Annotated in this window: 13 protein-coding genes and 1 pseudogene; 4 read left to right on the forward strand and 10 right to left on the reverse strand. The window is 62.5% G+C overall.

Annotated elements, in window-relative coordinates; genetic code table 11:
• Window positions 1-27: 27 nt before the first annotated feature.
• The 3 genes from OKW44_RS18040 to OKW44_RS18050 all read right to left on the reverse strand — a co-directional run bounded on the left by OKW44_RS18040 (window position 28) and on the right by OKW44_RS18050 (window position 4,037).
• Window positions 28-1,389: a metallophosphoesterase family protein gene (locus tag OKW44_RS18040; protein WP_018422975.1), complete on the reverse strand. Its 1,362-nt coding sequence runs from the start codon at window positions 1,387-1,389 to the stop codon at window positions 28-30.
• A 212-nt stretch (window positions 1,390-1,601) separates the two neighbouring features.
• Window positions 1,602-2,894: an NRAMP family divalent metal transporter gene (locus tag OKW44_RS18045; RefSeq protein WP_018422974.1), complete on the reverse strand. Its 1,293-nt coding sequence runs from the start codon at window positions 2,892-2,894 to the stop codon at window positions 1,602-1,604.
• 309 nt (window positions 2,895-3,203) lie between these two features.
• Window positions 3,204-4,037: a class II glutamine amidotransferase gene (locus OKW44_RS18050; protein ID WP_018422973.1), complete on the reverse strand. Its 834-nt coding sequence runs from the start codon at window positions 4,035-4,037 to the stop codon at window positions 3,204-3,206.
• Between the two features lie 298 nt (window positions 4,038-4,335).
• Here OKW44_RS18050 and OKW44_RS18055 point away from each other — a divergent pair, with 298 nt between their 5' ends.
• Together OKW44_RS18055 and OKW44_RS18060 are read left to right on the forward strand one after the other, a co-directional pair.
• Window positions 4,336-5,007 (forward strand): SagB/ThcOx family dehydrogenase, encoded by a 672-nt coding sequence (locus tag OKW44_RS18055; protein ID WP_018422972.1) that lies wholly within the window; start codon window positions 4,336-4,338, stop codon window positions 5,005-5,007.
• 398 nt (window positions 5,008-5,405) lie between these two features.
• Complete coding sequence (locus tag OKW44_RS18060; protein WP_035471649.1) at window positions 5,406-6,299, forward strand: class I SAM-dependent methyltransferase; 894 nt, start codon at window positions 5,406-5,408, stop codon at window positions 6,297-6,299.
• Window positions 6,300-6,305: 6 nt separating this feature from the next.
• Here OKW44_RS18060 and OKW44_RS18065 read toward each other — a convergent pair whose 3' ends face one another.
• Window positions 6,306-6,584, reverse strand: a complete 279-nt coding sequence (locus OKW44_RS18065; RefSeq protein WP_239499198.1) for a hypothetical protein — start codon at window positions 6,582-6,584, stop codon at window positions 6,306-6,308.
• Window positions 6,585-6,831: 247 nt separating this feature from the next.
• On the reverse strand, window positions 6,832-7,773 hold the full coding sequence (locus OKW44_RS18070; protein ID WP_018422968.1) for a cation diffusion facilitator family transporter: 942 nt from the start codon (window positions 7,771-7,773) through the stop codon (window positions 6,832-6,834).
• Window positions 7,774-8,386: 613 nt separating this feature from the next.
• On the opposite strand from OKW44_RS18070, the gene OKW44_RS18075 reads away from it, so the two are divergent.
• Window positions 8,387-10,849 carry a two-partner secretion domain-containing protein gene (locus OKW44_RS18075; protein WP_280785275.1) on the forward strand — a complete coding sequence of 821 codons (2,463 nt, stop codon included), beginning with the start codon at window positions 8,387-8,389 and terminating at the stop codon, window positions 10,847-10,849.
• An 844-nt stretch (window positions 10,850-11,693) separates the two neighbouring features.
• Here the strand turns inward: OKW44_RS18075 and OKW44_RS18080 are convergent.
• Window positions 11,694-12,740 (reverse strand): IS110 family RNA-guided transposase, encoded by a 1,047-nt coding sequence (locus OKW44_RS18080; RefSeq protein WP_280784104.1) that lies wholly within the window; start codon window positions 12,738-12,740, stop codon window positions 11,694-11,696.
• Between the two features lie 442 nt (window positions 12,741-13,182).
• Here OKW44_RS18080 and ltrA point away from each other — a divergent pair, with 442 nt between their 5' ends.
• Window positions 13,183-14,571, forward strand: a complete 1,389-nt coding sequence (gene ltrA / locus OKW44_RS18085) for a group II intron reverse transcriptase/maturase (RefSeq protein ID WP_348524888.1) — start codon at window positions 13,183-13,185, stop codon at window positions 14,569-14,571.
• Between the two features lie 372 nt (window positions 14,572-14,943).
• Here ltrA and OKW44_RS18090 read toward each other — a convergent pair whose 3' ends face one another.
• From OKW44_RS18090 to OKW44_RS18105, 4 genes and pseudogenes are all read right to left on the reverse strand, one after another.
• On the reverse strand, window positions 14,944-15,471 hold the full coding sequence (locus OKW44_RS18090) for a hypothetical protein (protein ID WP_018425565.1): 528 nt from the start codon (window positions 15,469-15,471) through the stop codon (window positions 14,944-14,946).
• A 540-nt stretch (window positions 15,472-16,011) separates the two neighbouring features.
• Window positions 16,012-17,226, reverse strand: a complete 1,215-nt coding sequence (locus OKW44_RS18095; RefSeq protein WP_018425564.1) for an HlyD family secretion protein — start codon at window positions 17,224-17,226, stop codon at window positions 16,012-16,014.
• Complete coding sequence (locus OKW44_RS18100) at window positions 17,223-18,788, reverse strand: efflux transporter outer membrane subunit (RefSeq protein WP_063713742.1); 1,566 nt, start codon at window positions 18,786-18,788, stop codon at window positions 17,223-17,225. The genes OKW44_RS18095 and OKW44_RS18100 overlap by 4 nt, the downstream gene beginning before the upstream one ends.
• Window positions 18,789-18,848: 60 nt before the next feature.
• A pseudogene (locus OKW44_RS18105) lies at window positions 18,849-19,210 on the reverse strand (glycosyltransferase family 2 protein); the annotation flags it as partial.

Raw genomic sequence — 19,210 nt, forward strand, 5'->3', positions numbered from 1 at the left:
CATGAGTTCGGGGCGGTTGCGCACCCATCAGCCCTGATGGGGCTTGACCTGCGCGAACTGACGAATGCGCTCCGCAAGAGCGGGTACTCCCGAGTCGCGAGCCACGTAGTGAGCGACCTGCCGGGTGGCCAGATCGATGGTCACCTGATCGTCGGGGGTTTTCGTGTTGGGTCCGTCAACGGCGGGATGGTATTCGATACGCAGTTGCCTCGCGTTGGCGACGAGCCGTAAATAGCCGAAGTTGCGGTCGTCGTAGCTTTCGAGGACCACGGCATCCGTGTCTTTCGACGCAGCCTGGATCAGTTGCGGCGCGCGAAGGGGCGGCTGTCCGTTGGTGGTGAGTCGCTGCACGGCATGACCGCCGTTCCCGCAAACGATGTAAGGGATGTGGGTGCCATCGGAGCGGGTTCGCGTAAAGCGCTGATAGTTGTGCGCGTGTCCCGCGAGGTCGGCATGCGGCCAGATACCGACCTCATTGCAAACTGTATCGATCTGCTTTTGCATCTCGACACTCCAGCCATGACGGCCGCGCGCCACATAGGGCGGATGGTGATGCGCGAAAAGCAGGGCGCCTCGATAGTTCTCTTTCTTCACCCGCAATAACGCCGCTTTCAGGAACTTCAGCTGGCTGTTGCCGATGTGACGGTCCGCGATCACGCCTGGGTCCTCGAGCGTATTGCTGTACAACGCAATGATGCGCACGAACGGCGCCTCGAACGTGAAGAAAACGCCTGGCTGAATTTGCGTCGTCCGTGAGAGATTGCCCGCATCGGGAGAGACCTGGAAGCAGTCGGAGCAGAAGTTCCTCAGAAACGCCTGCAGGCTCTTTTCATGCTGCGACGGCGAAACCATTCCGTCGTGATTGCCGGCAGCGGCGAGAATCGGCGCATGATAGTTGCGGTACGGCTCGTAGAACTGATCGTAGTAGTACTGCGCTTCGCCAAAGCTGTAGACGATGTCGCCCAGCAGGAAGTTGAATTGCGGCACCTCGGCGGGATCGGCTTCGTCGAAGTCGCTGACCATCTTGTCCGAAACTTCATTCTGGGTGGCCGGACCTTTCGTACTGCCGCAATCGCCGGTGGCGTGAAAGACGATCTGTCCATTCGCGCTGATCGTATCGAGGAGCTTCTGGTTGTTGTCCACCACCTCCGCAAACGTCAGCCGGGGCTCGGTGCCGCCGCGCGGTGGCGGAAACGGCAGCGCCTTCAGCTTGTGCTCGCGGTTCAGTTCGTCGATGACCTTGTAGGCTGCGGCATCGGATGCGTGCCTGACCACGAAAGTTTGCGGGTCCGGCGTGGGTTGTGGCTGCGAGAAAACGGGCGCGGCGAGAATCCTGTCGCTGCGGTTGCCGCGTGCGGCTGACGATTCGTCTGAACGCTTTTTCGGCATTTGCAATCCTCCTTGATCGTCGAACGGGAGCGGCCACGCTGTTGTCGGCAAACCGTCAGCATGTGACGGCGCTGGCGCGGGCCGGATGCACCGTTCAGACGAACCTGAAACGGGGAAGTTCAGATCCGCTTGCCGCTGCGCGACCCGTGCGGCCCGAATTGCGGCGCACCGCTGTTCCGTGCGAAAGCCGGGTTCGCTATGGCACGCGTCTGTTACGACGGCACGAACACGCCCACAGCCGCCAGCGCCATCGCGAGCGTTGCGAGCCATCCTCCCCAGGCCAGCACGCCCTTGACGGCGAACTGTCCCATGACCCGCCGGCTTCGCGCCATCAGCATCATGATGACCATGATCGGCACCGCGGTAACGCCATTGATCACCGCGCTCCAGTACAGCGCGCGGATCGGGTCGAAATGCATGAAGGTGATGGCCACACCACCCAGGATGGCCAGTGCGATCACCGCATAGAATTCACGCGCGAGTGTCAGATGCAACGCGAGACTGCTGCGCCAGCGAAAGCTGCCCGCGGCGGCGTAGGCGGCCGAGCCGGCGAGGACCGGCAGCGCGAGCAGGCCGGTTCCGATGATGCCGAGCGCAAACAGGACGTAAGCGAAGCGCCCGGCAAACGGCTCGAGCGCGCGCGCGGCATCGGCCGAGGTTTTCACGTCGATGTGATGCAGATGCAGCGTAGCCGCCGCCGTCAACATGATGAAGAATGCAATGAAGTTGGACACCCCCATGCCAACCCACGTATCGAAACGGATCCTTCGCAACTGCGCGGGCGCCTGGTGCGGTACGCGGCGCAACGGCGCCTGTTCCGGTGCCGAGCGCATTTCTTCGACTTCCTGCGACGCCTGCCAGAAGAACAGGTACGGACTGATCGTCGTGCCCAGCACCGCGACGACCATGGTCAGATAGTCCGACGTCAGCGAGATGCGCGGCAACACAACGGCGCGCGCGACTTCACCCCAGGGGATCGGAACGATGAATGCGACCGCGACGTACGCGAGAAGCGAGAGGGCGGTCCACTTCAGAATGCGCGCATAACTGTCGTAGGGGACAAAAATCTGCAGAACGACGCAGAGCGTCCCGAGGCCGACGACATAAAGGTGCTGCGGACCCGGCAGCAGCAATCCGGCCGCGGCGCCCATCGCCGACAGATCGGCGGCGATGTTGATCACGTTTGCCATGACGAGCAGGGCGACCGCGCCGTACAGCAGCCACGCCGGATAATGCGCGCGTATGTTGGACGCGAGGCCCTTGCCGGTTACCCGGCCAATCTGAGCGCTCACCAGTTGTATTGCGGTCATCAATGGATACGTGATCAGGATCACCCAAAGAAGGTTGAATCCGAACTGCGCGCCGGCCTGCGAATAGGTGCCGATTCCTGACGGATCGTCGTCCGCGGCGCCCGTGATCAGGCCAGGGCCCAGGCGTCTGATCCAGGATCGCTCCACGGAATCGCGTACGGCGGATTCCGGCTCGATCAATTTTTCGTCGTTCATATATGTGTCACCTCGCGGCAACATTTAGCAAGTCGCGGGCCCGGGCGTTCGTGCCAGCGTCGCGCGGCTTCGGGAGGCGGGCATAGGAATCGGCTGCACATCATGGACGCGCTCGACGGGCGCACCGGCGAAGATGCGCAAGGCGCCTCCGCTGACAGTGCGCGGAAATGCGGGTTTCTAAACGGGAGTAACGAACTTTGGGCCGCGCCGGCGGACACCGTCACTCATGGTGCGCAAGAGGCTTCGTCCGCAACTGGATCTCGTCGATCGCGTAAGGCAAGTCTTCGAGCACGATTGGCTTGGCGCGGCTCAGTCCAGTCGCGGCTTGAACGCATACTGCCCAATCTCGCCGCCGCGCGCGACCACCGCCGTGCTCTCGGGAATTTCCTCCCAAAAGCCCGGCAAGTCCGCGAGCGGCTCGGACAACACGAGGAACGCATTCTCGCCGGCGGTCTTGATGCGCTCGTCGTCGGGATACAACTCGCGCAGATGACGGAACGACGTGCTGTGAAACAGCGAGCGCGACTGTCCTTCGCTCGAATAGCGGACCGCGATGATCTGCTCGCCGTCGGTCGCGCACACGGTCATGTTCAGCGGTTCGTCCACGCCATGCCGGCGGCCGGTGGCTTCGACGAAGCCGACCATCCGTTCGAGCGCGGTGACGGGCGCGAGCTCCAGCCCGAAGGTCAGCGCGAGAAAAAACAGCACCTCGGAATCGGTCGAGCCTTCGATGGACGGGAACAGATCGGGGTCGATCTTCACCATCAGGTCGCGGCGCACCGCGGGATAGTTGCGCACCAGGCCGTTGTGCGCGAACAGCCAGCGGCCGTGGCGGAACGGATGACAGTTGGTTTCCTGCGACGGCGTGTCGGTCGCCGCGCGCACGTGCGCGACGAACAGCGGCGAGTGGATTGCCCGCGCGGCCTCGCGTAGATTGCGGTCGCTCCACGCGGGCTGGATGCAGCGGTAGCGAAACGGAATGTCAGTGGGATGTCCATACCAGCCGATCCCGAAACCGTCGCCATTGGTGGTGGTGGCGCCGAGCCGGGAATGCATGCTCTGATCGATCAGCGAATGCCGGGCATTGAACAGCACGGTTTCGAGTTGAAGCGGATTGCCGGTATAAGCGAGCCAGCGGCACATGATTGATCTCCTGTCGGTTGCGCGTGACAACCCTACACCACCCGCGGGCGGCGTTCGTAGGACCAAAGTCCGATTGAGGCAGACACCGTACCTGTCACTATGCCAGTTGGCGTTTAGGTGCTTCCGTGCCGGGCATCGCTTTGAGCTTGCACCGGCCTGATCTGTAGAGGCAGAACGCGCATGAGCCACTTTCTGGACAGGTTACGTTACTTCACGGCCCCGCGTGGATGCTCGCGAGGCGCATCCTGTTCGTGGCACCTCTATATGCCAGCCTGCTTTTTTGCTGATGGAGGTGCCGATGAAACGCCGTGAACTGTTGGTTGCGCTGGCCGCAGGCGCGCTCGCCGAGGGTTCTACCGGCCTGGCGCAGGCAAGCCAGGCGAAATTCACCGGTCAGATCGATCTGCCCAAGCCCAACCTCAAAGGCACGATGTCCCTCGAAGAAGCCATCGAGAAGCGCAGGTCCGTGCGCAGATTCGCGCCAAAGCCGCTGCCGGTCGAGGCCATTGGCCAACTGCTATGGGCCGGGCAGGGTATCACCAGCTCGGACGGCAAGCGCGCGGCTCCGGCGGCCGGCGCTTTGTACGCGCTCGAACTTTACGTGGTCGCCCCCACGGAGGTGATGCACTATCTGCCTGATGGCCACCGGGCCGAGACGCGGGCGACCCACGACCTGCGCCCCGAGCTGAGAGCACTGGCGGTCAACCAGGCGTCCGTCGAGGCGGCCCCGGCCTTGCTCGTGGTGGCCGCCGACCCCAGTCGGCTGACCGCGAGGTATGGCGGGAGAGCGAATCTGTATGCCGATCTCGAGGTCGCGCACGCGACCCAGAACATGCTGCTCCAGGTCGTTACGCTTGGGCTCGTCGCGGTGACCGTGGGCGCCGTCGACGGAGCGCCGGCGGCGCGCAAGCTCGGCCTGCCTCACGGCCAGACCGTCGTCTATCTGATCCCGGTAGGTTTTCCGGTCTAAAGTCATTGCGCGAGGCAGGATGAGTTCGATCGACGTCGGCCTCCATGAGGCGATCCAGCGATATCTGGGGCAGGACGAGAAATACGAGCAGCGGGCGCGACTGGCTGAGGGTCCCGTTTTCCAGTTTTCTGGGGAACCTGCGCAATCGCGGCGATGACCCGAACGAGATATTGAACGAACAGGCCGACGCGGCCGAGCATGAAATAAGGAATTTCCGGACCGTACGCGATGCGTCCAGAGAGTCGCTCGTCACGGTCGTCTGACACGCGGGCTCGAGGACTGGGTCCTTGCCGGCGCGACGGCCTGCGCGGAGATCGATGCACCGGCCAGCAGTGCGGCAAACACGAACTTTGAAGGAGCGGGTATCGTGTGTGCCATGTCAACTCCGCGTGGTGCCTATGAAACCGATTCTCGTGCGCTCGACCCTGGCGGAATATTCGAAGCGTCGTGCTGTCCGTTTCGCGATGACGGTGATCGCGACGATCATGGCCGGATGCGCTTCCTCCTCACAGCCGACCGGTCATGTCACGCCTTCGCAAGCTTCCGATGCGAAGGCGCTCGACCAGGCGGTCGCCAATCCACAACGCAGTCAGACTGCCCGGGCGCGCGACGTCTATCGTCACCCGGCGCAGACGTTGCGCTTCTTCGATCTGAGTCCGACGCAAACCGTGCTGGAGATCGCGCCGGGCGGCGGGTGGTACACGGACATTCTGGCGCCCTATCTGCACGACGCGGGTCACCTGTACGAAGCGCAATATCTGAGCACGTCCGCGGAGCTGGCCGCGGAAGACCAGTCAATCGATGCAGAGTATTTGCGTAAGCTCGCGGGCGCCCCCGCGATCTACGGAAACGTCGTGGTCGGCACATTGCACGCGGGCCAGTTTTTCGGCTTCGATGCACACGAGCGGTTCGATCGCGTGCTCACTTTTCGCAACATTCACAACTGGATCAAGGATGGGCAGCTCGATGCCAATCTGCGTGCGTTCCATGACGCGCTGAAGCACGGGGGCGAACTTGGCGTGGAAGAACATCGCGCCCGGCCCGGCTCGACGGTACAGCAGATGATCGATACCGGATATGTGACTGAAGCTTTCGTGATTGAACGGGCACAGGCGGCCGGCTTCGTGCTCGCGCAACGCAGCGAAATCAACGCGAACGCGCGAGATACGAAAGATTATCCGCATGGCGTATGGTCGCTGCCGCCGGGCTACGCGGGCGGTGACGTCGACCGCTCGCGCTACGCCGCAATCGGTGAATCGGATCGCATGACGCTGAGATTCGTCAAGCCTTAGCGTGTTCTACGGGCGCCAGCCGCGAGCGGTAATCGGCCGGCGCGTTGGGCTGCGCTCGGTTTGTTGCACGACCCGCAGTAGCGTATCGACACAGTCCAGCGCGTCCGACAGTCGCCCGAGCACGATCAGCGAGCGGGCCGCATCGAGACGACCGTGAAACATCGCGTCGCGCGGTCCGGCCCGTTCCACCATGTCGATGAGCTGCCTGATCTCGGCCTTGACCCGCGCGCAGTCGGCGGGGCAGTAGCGGTCAATCCAGTTGCGCAGTGCGCGGATCAGCACCATGCAATCGTCGTACTCGCACTGCACGCTATTCATTGTCACCTCGGCCGTATCCCGCTCGGTGCCGCAAGCGGGATGCCGACTCTTCCCAGCTCAGTCTCATTGCCTGTTCGCGATCTTGCAGATCGCACGACTCCGAAGCTCGAACGTCCATCGCGGCCCCAATTTGGGGAAAACCACCCCGAATCTCGCCTGCGTCTGTGAACGAAGCAAGCGGCGCGCCACGTGTCGCCGGCGCTCCGCATCATTGCTAGATCGGGGCGCGGCCATGTTCTCGCAGTTCGGGCTCGAAGAATATCCATCGTGCGGCTGGAAAACGCGTCTTCAGGTCGTTCTCGATTCGGTCGATCGTGCGCACCATATCGCTTGCACTGTCGTGTGGTTCGAGTTCAGCCTGAATCGCAATCACCAGGTCCTCCGACCATTTCAATGCGATCAGACTGACGATGCGGCGAACTTCGTTGCGCTCGCTCAGCCACGTGCGCATTTCATTGCGTACGCGCTGGTGCGCCGATTCACCGACGAGAAGCGATTTGATCTCGCGCATCGAGAACAGGGCCGTGGCCATCAGCACAATGCCGACGCCGACACTGCCGAGCGCATCGTAAAGCGGATTGCCGGTGAGAACGGTAGCGCCGATTGCGATCACGGAGACGAACACTCCCGTTACCGCGGCGGCATCCTCGCTGACCGCGAGCATCACGGAAGGCCGGCCGCTTTCCCTGAACCAGCTCAACAGCCCCCTGGCGCGATGCCGGGGCTCGATCGTGCGAATGGAGGCTCTGAGAGCGACTGCCTCGATCACGCCGGACACGCACAATACGCCAATCGCGAGCAGAGGACGTTCAAGCCGAGAGTGATGGATTGCTCGAAAACCGCCTATCGCGATCGACGCAACACCGCCGAAGATGAAAAGCTGCATCGCCACCAGCATTGCATAGACATAGGTCTCGCGACCGAACCCGAGTGGATGTTGCTCGTCGGGCTGGGCGCGCGCCGCGCGATGGCCGACGAGCAGGGCAAGCTGGTTCAGGCAGTCCGCACTGGAGTGGACGGCTTCGGCGAGTGCGGACCCCGAGTTGGTATAGAGCGCGACGGCGAATTTGCATGCGGCTACAGCGACATTGGAAGCCAGGGCGTAGTAGACCGCGCGTGGCGCAGATGATGTTTGCTGCCCTGACCCGGCCCTCATGACCCTATCTCCCTATTCGCCTCGAACCCGGGCGATTCCCGACCTTGCAGAATGAGCAGCAAGAAGCAGACCTCAAATCGCGACCCGCAGCCGGATGTGGCGAATTGCTGACCGTGGCGGGCATCGAGAAACCCGACGGCAGCGTCCTGCATCAGCGAACTCACGCTCGCCTCCCCGGAGGGAGGGCGGTGTCCATTCCATCTCGACCCATTCCGGTCAGACAACTTTCTCCAAACCGGTCAGTCGGCCAAATCCAAATTTCGCAAACTGGAGTGCCACTAAGCGGCCGTTGGCGACGTCACCCAATCGGCCATCAAGCGTCGTTCAACCCTCCCCTTGGACAGACGTTCAGACGTCGGCTCCGCACTGCAACCGGTCCCTGGCCTTTCGCGACCTTTAACAGTTTCACATTGATTTCCTGGACGCATCAGGTGAGGCCGCCACACAAACAGCGGCCGCAACCGCACAGACAATAAGGCGCAAAACGCAGAGACATCGGCAGGCGCACGCAGGGGCCAACAGCTATTCTTGAGACGCGGCGACCATTGCCTTTGCGCTCGACTCTGCTGGTCATCGGCAGCCCTTCCGCATGCACGCGGAAAAGCGGGGGTGTATGTCACGTCCCAAACTACCTCAGCCTGCGCGACGCGCACTGCGACGTCAGCAATCAAACGCAGGCTTCTTGCTGGCCATCGGCATTTCGCTGACTGGACTTTCCCTGACACCCGTGACGCTCGCGGCTGGCCTCCTTCCACGAGGCGGCACATACGTGACCGGCACCGGCACGATAGCAAGCCAGGGCAACGGCCTCGTGATTACCCAACCGGGCGCGACGCGCGGCGTAATCGAGTGGAACAGCTTTTCGATCGGCAAAACCAACAGCGTGACGTTCGACAACGGCTCCGGCGCGACGCTGAACCGGGTGACGGGCGGTTCGCCCTCTGCCATCCTCGGCAGGCTCGGTGCGACGGGCAGCGTCTATGTGGTCAATCCACAGGGCATCGTCGTCGGGCCATCGGGCGTTATTACCACCGGCGGACGTTTCGTCGCGTCGACGCTGGACATCTGCAATGACGCGTTCATACAGGGCAGCGGCTCGCTCACGCTATCCGGCAACTCGAACGCAGCCGTGATCAATCTCGGCAAGATCAGTTCGGGCGGCGGCGATGTATTCCTGATTGCGCGACACGACGTCATCAACGCAGGCACCGTCGCAGCGCCCAACGGCACGGCGGAACTGGCCGCCGGCGAGCAGGTGCTGCTGCAGGACTCGGCCGGCAGCAGGCAGGTGTTCGTGCAGACGGGCAGTCAGGGCACGGTCGTCAACAAGGGGCGGATAACCGCCGCGCAGGTCAGCCTGCAGGCCGCCGACGGCAACGTGTACGCGCTTGCGGGCAGCGGCACGCGCATCCGCGCGACGGGCACCGCGAGCCGCGATGGCCACGTCTGGCTCGTCGCCGACGGCGGCCGTGTCGAGCAGTTCGGCAAGATCACCGCAAACAACGCGGATGGCAGCGGCGGAACGGTCGACACGCAAGCGGCACAACTCACTTTCGGCAGGCACGCATCGGTTCACGCGGGGCAGTGGAATCTGTCGACGCCCGACTTCACGATCGACGACTCCGCCGCGCATACGTTGCAGCGCAGCCTGAACGCGGGCACGTCGATCGATGTCACGACCACAGGCGCGAACGGCGCAACGGGCGACCTGGGCGTCGCGTCGAGCCTGCGCTGGTCCGGTCCGGCTTCGCTCACGCTTGCCGCGTACCGCAACGTCTCCGTGACGACGGGCACGACGATAGCGAACAATGGTGCAGGCAATCTGACCTTGCGCGCGGACGCGTCCGGCATCGACAACGGCGGCAGCGTCATCAACGGCGGCACGGTCGACTGGTCGAAAAGCACAGGCATCGTGACCGTGCTCTACGATATGGGCGCATACGGCGGGAGCTTTACGCCGGGCACACTCCTCAGTAACGCCGCATGGTCGGTCCCGCCAAATAGCGGCCTCGTCACGCAGATTACAGCTTATCGGCTCGTCAATTCGCTGACCGATCTTCAAAGCGTGTCGGCTGATCTCGCGGGCAACTATGCGATCGGCAAGGACATCGACGCGAGCGCCAGCACGAACAGCGGGTTCGTCCCCCTGGGCAATTACAGCACGCCGTTTTCGGGGCAGTTCGACGGGCGAGGGCACCAGATCCAGTCGCTCAGGCTCGCGCAGTCCGTGGACGGGGGCGTTAGCCAGCCGCCCGTTACGTTGCAGGCAGAAGGCCTATTCGGTTTGATCGGCAGCGCTGGCGTCGTGCGCAACATCGCAGTGAATGGCTCAATCAACTCATATGGCACATATGGCGGCTTCGGCATCCTTGCTGGCGTGAATGAAGGGACCATCGTGCGCGGCGCCAGTTCAGGTTCGATCAGACTGGTCGGTAACGCTGACGATGCATCGTCCGGCGGACTGGTGGGAATGAACCTCGGCACGGTCGCGCGCTCGTCAAGCAGCGTCGGCGTTTATACAGAAGGCTTGCCCGGGGGACTCGTCGGCGATAACGAACTCGGCGGCGTCATCGAGCAGTCGTATGCGAGCGGCGCAGTTACTGCTGTCGCCCACACGGTTGGCGGCGGTGGTCTTGCCGGCCGCAATGAAGGGACGATCACGCAGTCGTATGCGACTGGAGCCGTGGCGTTCGAGCCCAACTATTGCGGCGGAACTTCCTACGCTTGCGACTCAGGGGCCGCAGGGCTTGTCGCATCCAACTCCGGGAAGATCACTCAGTCGTTCGCGACGGGCCAGGTCACGCAGGCGGGCCTGCCCGGTCAGGTTCCCCCGTCAGTCGGTATCGCGTTTTCGAACACAGGCACGATTGGTAACGACGTCTATTGGAACAAGGACACCACCGGGACGAACATCGGGGTGTATTCCGGTACGGCCATGCCCGCCGCGAATGGGCTTACGAGTGCGCAGATGAGCATGCCGTCGTCCTTCGTCGGTTACGGCTTCGAACCGAACGGCGTATGGTCGATGCCCGCAGGTGCAACGCATCCGGTGCTGAGCTGGCAGCTCGCACCTTGACAAGCGGTGATTGCCATCGTGGGAGCGACGTTTACTGGAACGTCCAGACGACGGGGCCAACCATCGAGCGGCGGCAATCTGCCGGCGTCGAACGGGCTTACTACCGCCCAGATGAGCGACCCGACGAGTTTTGCTGGGTAGGACTTCGGTCCGAACGGCGTGTGGGTGATGCTGCCCGGTGCCACCCACCGTTCTCGCCTGGCAGGTCGCCCCGCACTGAACGATGGTCTCCGAACCGACGGCTTTATAGGCGTCTTCCGAGTTGCACGACGTGCCATCGTGCTGTCCGTACACATGGCCTGAAATCGCGAAAATTCGTCGATGGAGCAGTCCATCGGTCCGCCTGATCAATTGCGACGACCGATGTACACCGGAAACCGCCATTGGGTCGGTGAATGCGCGAACGGCCGAGCCGGGTGTGCGCCGTGAAAAGGTGGCGCTTTCCAGCGGGTGCAAGCCCCGCGCGGCAAATGCTCCAGCCGGAAGCAACCTATAAGGACTTTCCCTTTTTGCAAGCTTGAGGTTTATTCGGTCATTGATTGATTCCGATGTTGTGGCGGACACGATGGCAGATCGGCGGCGGGGCAGACTGCATACCTATAAACGGCCTTGTTGGGGCACTGTCGCTTCTGTGCCCGGGCCCGGATAGTAACCGCGCAGCAGGACTCCATCCGGAGCGCGGCGCCACGCATGAGATGCGTCGCCTGAAGCTTCCTCGAGTTCGCCTGCTGCCGGTCTGACCTGTCGCTATCCATGCCTGTTGCGTCCTAGTGTTGGGAGTGGCCCCTTTGGGGTGCTGTACGGTGGTGTCCTGTGTTTCGGGGATCGTGGTGCGGCTCACGAGTCACGACGGACGGATCGGGGTATGGGAGGGATCGAAGCGCTCGCCTTTGGCGAGGATCGCCCAGAGGATTCGCGCGTGTTTGTTGACGATGGCCACCAGCGTTCGATACCAGCCCGCCCGCGGGCGGAGCTGAACGATCCAGCGCGACAGCCGGTCTGTTCGTCGATGCGCACTCGTTAGGGCCGAGCGAGCACCTTGGAACAGCAGGGTGCGCAGATAGGTGTTGCCCTGCTTGGTGATGTGGCCGAGCCGGGTTTTACCGCCACTGCTGGCCTGTTTGGGCACAGAGCCAAGCCAGGCGGAAAATTGCCGTCCGTTCCTGAACACGCGCGCGTCACCGACAGTCGCGACGGCGGCCGACGCGGTGAGCGGCCCGATACCAACGATGGCCATGAGGCGTTGCGCGTTGGCGTCATGTTTGACCCGCGCGGCAATCTGCGAGTCATACCACGCGATCTGCTCGTCGAGGGCGTGGATGTGATGCCAGCCGGCGAGGAGCGCGGTGCGTGCGATACCGTCCAGCTCCGTGGTCCCGTCCTCCAGTGCCTCGACGAAGTGGTCACGGAACGCGTCGATGCCTTGCGGGAGGAACACGCCGAACTCGAACAGTTCGCCACGCAGGCGGTTGACGAGTGCCGTACGCTCCTCGACAAAGCCGCTGCGCATCCGGTGCAGCACCAGAACGTTCTGCTGGTCAGCGGTCTTCAGCGCGACGAAACGCATATGGGGGCGGCTCGCTGCTTCACAGATGGCTTCCGCGTCCAGCCGGTCGTTCTTCACGTGCTTTCCGCCTTTGCGGTACGCCGCGGCGAACTGTGGGGCGATCAGGCGGACTTCGTGGCCGAGCGCGCGAAGCTTTCGGCCCCAGTAGTGGGCCGCGCTGCAGGCTTCCATGGCCACCAGGCAGGGCTCGAGATTGGCGAACCATTCGAGAAACTTCTGCCTTGGGATCGCCTTCCTGACCGCCACGCGCTCCATTGAGTCGACTCCATGTACCACGATCAGGTTCTTGGCGAGGTCGACGCCGATACGAGTAATCTTCTCCATGACTTTCCCCTTCTCAGATGGGTTGCCAGCACCAACCATCGTGGCATATCGCTACGCCACGGAATGGGGAAAGTCCTTTCTAATTCGGAGCAGCTATGGAGGCAACGAAATGGCTGAAGCCTTCGGTGATGCGTGTCACAAATTGGTGACAGCGCGAGTGTGCAGGCCGTAACGCGAGTGAACGCCGAGCAAACCTCGAAAAGGTCGATGCGCAGGCCGACCCGACAACCCTATCGGGGAAGGCTGATACGGCTGGGCGAATGAGCAGGCTGGACGCCCAGTCGCTGCGCCGGGGTAGTGGCGACAGCATGTACACAAGGAAAGCGTACGCAACACGGGAAGTCCCTCGGCGTGGTCAGGGATGACCAACCGGACGCCCGTGAGGGACAGGCCGGGCGCCTTGGGATGACGGAGAGGCCCGTAGTACCGCTGAAGCCGGGTAATGCCGGTGGAGGGAAGGGGCCTCAGTTCAAGACGAACGCAATACGTAGTGAGGACGTGGAGATTGGGCAACCTATCAACTCCGATTCGTGTTCAGAAGCTGCAGATGGCGTTACACGCGAAAGCGAAGGCAGAAGCCGGGTATCGCTTCTACGCGCTGTACGACAAGATCTATCGCGAGGATGTGCTGGCGCATGCGTACGCCCAGTGTCGCTCGAACAGGGGCGCGCCGGGTGTCGACCGGCAGGACTTCGCGGATGTTGAGGCGTATGGGGTGCAGAAGTGGCTCGGCGAACTGGCGCTTGCGCTCAGGCAGGAGAATTACCGGCCGGACCCTATCAGAAGAGTGTTTATCCCGAAGGCCAATGGCAAGTTGAGGCCACTGGGCATCTCGACCTTGCGAGATCGGGTGTGCATGACAGCAGCAATGCTGGTGCTCGAACCGATCTTCGAAGCGGACCTTCCATCAGAGCAGTACGCTTACCGCCCGGGGCGCAACGCCCAGCAAGCGGTGACCGAGGTGGAGGAACGGCTGCATAGAGGGCAAACGGACGTTGTTGACGCCGACCTCGCGGACTACTTCGGAAGTATTCCTCACGCCGACTTGATGTTGTCGCTCGCGCGACGCATCGTTGATCGGCGGGTGCTGCATCTGATCAGGATGTGGCTGGAATGCCCCGTTGAAGAAACCGATAACCGAGGCCGGAAGACACGTACGACGGAGGCCAGGGACAGCAGACGTGGCATTCCGCAAGGATCACCCATCTCACCTTTACTGGCAAATATGTATATGCGCCGGTTTGTGCTGGCATGGAAGAAGCTTGGACTTCAGCGCAGTCTTGGCGGTCGCATCGTGACCTATGCGGACGATCTTGTGATCTTGTGCAAGCGGGGTAAGGCCGAAGAGGCTTTGTCGCGACTGCGCGCGATCATGAGCAAGCTGAAGTTGACGGTCAACGAGGAGAAGACACGAATCTGTAAAGTGCCGGAAGGCGAATTCGACTTCCTGGGTTTTACGTTTGGGCGGATGTACTCAGCGACAACTGGTCAGGCCCGCATGGGCATGCGCCCGTCGAAGAAGAGTATCCGGCGCATGGTCGAAAAGATTCATGCAATGACCGCCCTCAAGACGGCATGGCAAGAGACCACGGAACTGGTGGGCAGGTTGAACCGCACGCTGCGCGGCTGGGCGAATTACTTCCAGGTAGGGAGCGTTAGCCGGGCATACCGTGCACTCGACAGCTACACCGCGACGCGGTTGCGCCGGTGGTTACGCAACAAGTACAAGCTCAGACGTCGCAGGGGCGGGACCTATCCATCCTCGCACCTCTACGGGCACTTCGGTCTCGTACGTCTGAGCGCCCGCGGGGGCGTAGCCTGGCGTGTGTGACGGCGTGAGGTCTTGTCCGAGAGCCGGATGCGGGAGATCTGCATGTCCGGTTCGATGAGCGGGGTGTGGAAACGGGGTTAGGGTGAAGTTATTCGGGCACCGCCAGACGAAAGGGGCGGCAACAGACAAACCGAACCTACCGCTACCGCGCCACATCTCGACTCTACCGGGCTGCGTCAGTCCGCTCTTCAAATTCATTGTCGGAAAGCGGCCAGTGGAATCTCGCGGTCTGGAAGCGGCCAGTCGGCAGTGCGTACTCCCGACCCACAAGCGACAGTCAACATTCCCGACAGCGGTCATTGGCGACACCAAGTCAGCGGCAGTTCGCCCTACGGAAACAGGGGCTGGCTTACCGGCATCCCATTGATCGAGTCAACCAGCTAGGTGCTTAGCAATTCTCTGAACCGATGGGACATTCGGAGCACTTTTCGCTGGCAAATCATGCGGACACCACGGATAGGGCAACATCCGGACCCATTCGAGAATCACTTGGCTCGATTCGCCGGGCAGGTTTTTCATTTCTTCGATGGTTATTTTGAGCTTCGCAACCCTTCCCGACCCATCCTGACAAAGCCAATCGTAGTTACCAAAACCGACGCGTGCAGCACCTGATACCTTCTCGGTCATGCATACGAGCCAATTGCAGCGGAATGTCGTTTGGTCGTCTGGCGGTGTGCCCATGCACAGCGTGTAGATGTTTTCGTAGCGCTGCGCGAACTGGCTCACCAAAACAGCCGAAATGTTGTCCACGCCTTTAACCAAGGTTGGAAACGATATTTCTTCGGTTTTGACTTCCATCACAAGCTCGGCGTCAACCATGAATGCGCTGTGCATCAAATGCGGCCGGTTTCCGTCTTTCGCATGAATATAAGTTTCAATCGACTGTCGTAGCAACGTCATTTCGGCATCCAGAAGCGAAGGGGTCTTCTGTCGCGCAGTCTACCGTGATCGGCTCACACCGCAATTGATGCCCCTACAGCGTCACGGAAATGCCGGATTTGGCAGATCGTTAGCTGGTTCGAGAGCACAAACTGGTGACGAAAATGAATGTCTCTTTCTGGGCCGGGATGAGGCAGTACCACCGGCAATTCGCTCGCCGGAAACCGGCCATTGAGCGAGGGCGTACGAGATCTTCGCTGTCCAAGTTGGATGGCGACCTCGACCGGCGGCTCGTGGCCGGCTGTACTCATTGACAGAAGACGCCCGGAAGCGTTCCAAAGCGGCCCGCTATGCTTGAACGTCAAGAATGATCGACGATATTTGCGTTCATATCAGCTTGACCGGCCAGTCGACCGACGCTCGTAATGCCGCACCAGCTTACTGATCTCGGGATCGGGTGATCATTCCGTTGATCCGGGTGAAGAAAACGGCCAAGGTGATGCCGTAGCAGCCAGTGTAGCCGGGCATTGAACAATTGGCCGCGCCTCTGCGCTGTCGAACTCAATCCTCACCGGCGTCATGAGAGCCCAAGCTATCGCTCTTCCCGATCAATTCTCTCGCGATGGCCTCCGCGCGCGTCATGTCATCGTCAGGCGCTGGTGCGGCGTTTGCATCTGCCTGCGTGATGGCGCTGGCGCTGGTGCTTAGCGCTCCGTCGCGTTGATGCGTATCGACCGACACTGTCATCGAGAGGCCGACTCGCAACGGATGCGCGGCGAGCTCCTCGGGGTTCAGCGAAATGATGACGGGCACGCGCTGAACGACCTTGATCCAGTTGCCGGCCGCGTTCTGCGGCGGCAACATGGAAAAGGCGCTGCCCGTTCCCGGTGACAGTCCGCCAACCCGGCCGTGAAATACCACGTTCGATCCGTAGAGGTCGGCGACCGCGGAAACCGGCTGGCCGATACGCAGGTTGCGGACTTGTCCTTCCTTGAAGTTGGCCTCGATCCACAACTGCTTGACGGGCACAACCGTCATCAGTTGTGTGCCGGCCGCAACCGGCTGGCCGATCTGCACCGAACGCAGAGCAATGGCGCCTTCGACCGGCGCAACGAGTGTCGTTCGCGCGTTTCGGACATACGCAAGCTCCACTTGCTGTACAGCTTGCATCACGGCCGGATCGTCTTCGATTCGGCCCGAGCCGCTCGCGGCGAGTCCGCTGGCAAGCTGGCTGCGGGCCGATGCAAGATTGGCCCGCGCAACTTTCACCGCTTCCTCGGCCCGCGCATACTCTTCCCCGGAGACCACTTCCACCGTTGCGCCCGAGCGCGCTTTCAGGCTCTGTTCGGCAAGCGCGAGCTCCGCGGCGCGCGAGTCGACGGCAGCCCGGTACATGGCGTTGGAGAATCTGGCGCTGCGCGCCTGCCTCACCGCGCGGATCAACTGTGCCTCGGCCTCTTGCAGCGCAATGCGCGCCTCGGTGTCGTCGAGCCGGACAAGTGGTTGACCGGCCTTGACGTACTGCGTATTGCCGACCAGCACTTCGCGCGCCGTGCCTGCAATCCGCGCGGCGACTGGCACCACGTCGCCGCCGACATACGCATTGTCCGTTTCCTCGACGTAACGTCCAGAGACGAACCAGTGCACGCCCGCCGCAACCGCCGCCATCGACACGACGCCGAACAGCAGCGCGAGCCGCCGGTTCCGGCGGCTGACCTTCGTTGTGTCGCGCTCCGTCATCGGCACGCGTTCGCCAAGCAGATTTTCTGTACTCATGAGGCCTGGCTGGAGGAGGGAAGGGAAGAAAAGCGGCTATCGCGGCGGATATCGCTGATGTTGTCGTGCGACTCCTGATTCGCGTGGCTGGCCGGCGAAGCGGCCGAAGGGCTGCTTGCGGTCGCATCGAACCCACCGCCGAGCGCCCGGATCAACGCGATATGAGCGTCGCGTCGTTGCCCGTTGAGTTCGAGAAGACGCAACTGATCATCGAGCCGCATGTCACGGAGCGCCAGCACGTCCGCCTGCTGGACGAGGCCACGGCGTTGCCGTTCGGTGGCGACTGTGAGCATCCTGTCGCGCGCCGCGACTATCTGTGTCTGTGCGTCGATGAGTGCGGTGACGTTGCGCATTGTCGCGATGGAACGGGCGACCTCGGCCAGCGCGCCGTCAAGCGTCTTGTTGTACAGCGCGATCATTTCGTCGGCTTGCGCGTAGTCGCCATGCAGTTGTGAGCGCAGACGCGCGCGGTCGAATACCGGCAACGAAACGGCAGGGCCCAATGCGAAGAAGAGCGACGCGCTCGAAAACAGCGAACCGAGACTGAGCGACGCCAGGCCGCCCGCCGCGGATAGATTGATGTTCGGATAGAACGCCGCGCGCGTTGCTGCGATTTTTGCGGTCGCGGCCTGCACGCGCAACTTTGCGGCGACGACGTCCGGGCGCCGGCCAAGCAGGTCGAATGGCAGATTCGCGGGCACGGACATAGCAGCGGCGTCGGCGTTGGCAAGCGTCGGGCGCCGCAATGCGAGGCCGCGTTCCGGTCCCTCGCCAGTCAGGACACCGATCTGCAATTGGGTTTGCGTGACCGCGTCGTCGGTCGTCTGCAATTGCATGCGCAGCGTGGCCTGCTCGATACGTGCCTGCTGTGCGGCGTAGGTGCTGTCGATTCCCCTTGCCTCGCGCGTGCGCCGGATCTCATCGAGTTGGTCCGCTTGTTGCCGCTTCGCCGCAATCAGATCCCGCTTGGCGTATTCGTCGGCAAGACGGCCGTATAGCGTGACCAGCGACGTGGTGATGATCAGGCGGGCCTGCTGTTCTTCGACATGCGCAGCGTCGCGTGCGGACACGAGTTCCTGGGTCACGGCGCGGTTCCTGCCCCACAGGTCCAGGTCGTAGTTCGCACCGGCGATAACGCTCGCGGGCGAGACCCACGGATCGCTGAAGAGATTGATGGGAACCGTGGTGCCCGCCACATTCACGTCCGCCGCGCCGTTGATGGCGGGCATGCGCGCTTTGTAGGCCGCGGCCGCGACGCCGCCCGTGAGGCCCGTGCCCGAAGCGAACTGGTCGAGTTGCGATTGCGCCTCGGCCAGACGCGCGCCGACGGCCTGGATGTCCGGATTGCCGGCGCACGCCTCGGCGATCAATGCATCGAGCTGCTTGTCGTGAAACGACTCGAACCATTGCGCTTGCGGCCATGCGCCGTTTGCGGTCTGCGCATCCTGCGCGGTCCGCGCGAGCGCCTCGGGGCCCGGCGAATGCATCGCAAGCGGATGGTAAGAGCTGTTGTCCGCGCAACCCGCGACCGCGCAAAGCGCGCATAGCGAAGCGGTGGACACGAACGCCGTCCATAGGCGTTTTCGTGCGAAGCCGATGGGGCAAGAGTCGGTCGTCATCGGTCAGCCTTGTCCGAGCCGCGCCGCAAGCCGCGGGCGCGCCGTTTCGAGCGGACCGAGCCGGCCGAGAAGGCCGTCGACGATCCCGCAACCGATACTGGATAGTTTCGCCCGCTTGCCGGACTCGAAGAACAGTACCTGGAAGACTTGCAGCAGCGTGATGAAATTGGGCACGAGCGCGACCGGCAGGGACGGGACATATTGAACGCACAGGTGCATGCCGTTACGCGCCATGTAATAGCGTCGAAAAGCCGGGTGATTCATCGACGTGATGCGCACCGGGCCGAGACGATGTTGCCGTTTGTGGCCGATGCGATGTAACAGCGTGAGCCGCGGCTCGACATAGAACTGGACGCCGCGCAGCA

Source organism: Paraburkholderia lebeckiae, from assembly GCF_050436325.1.
Taxonomy (GTDB): domain Bacteria; phylum Pseudomonadota; class Gammaproteobacteria; order Burkholderiales; family Burkholderiaceae; genus Paraburkholderia; species Paraburkholderia tuberum.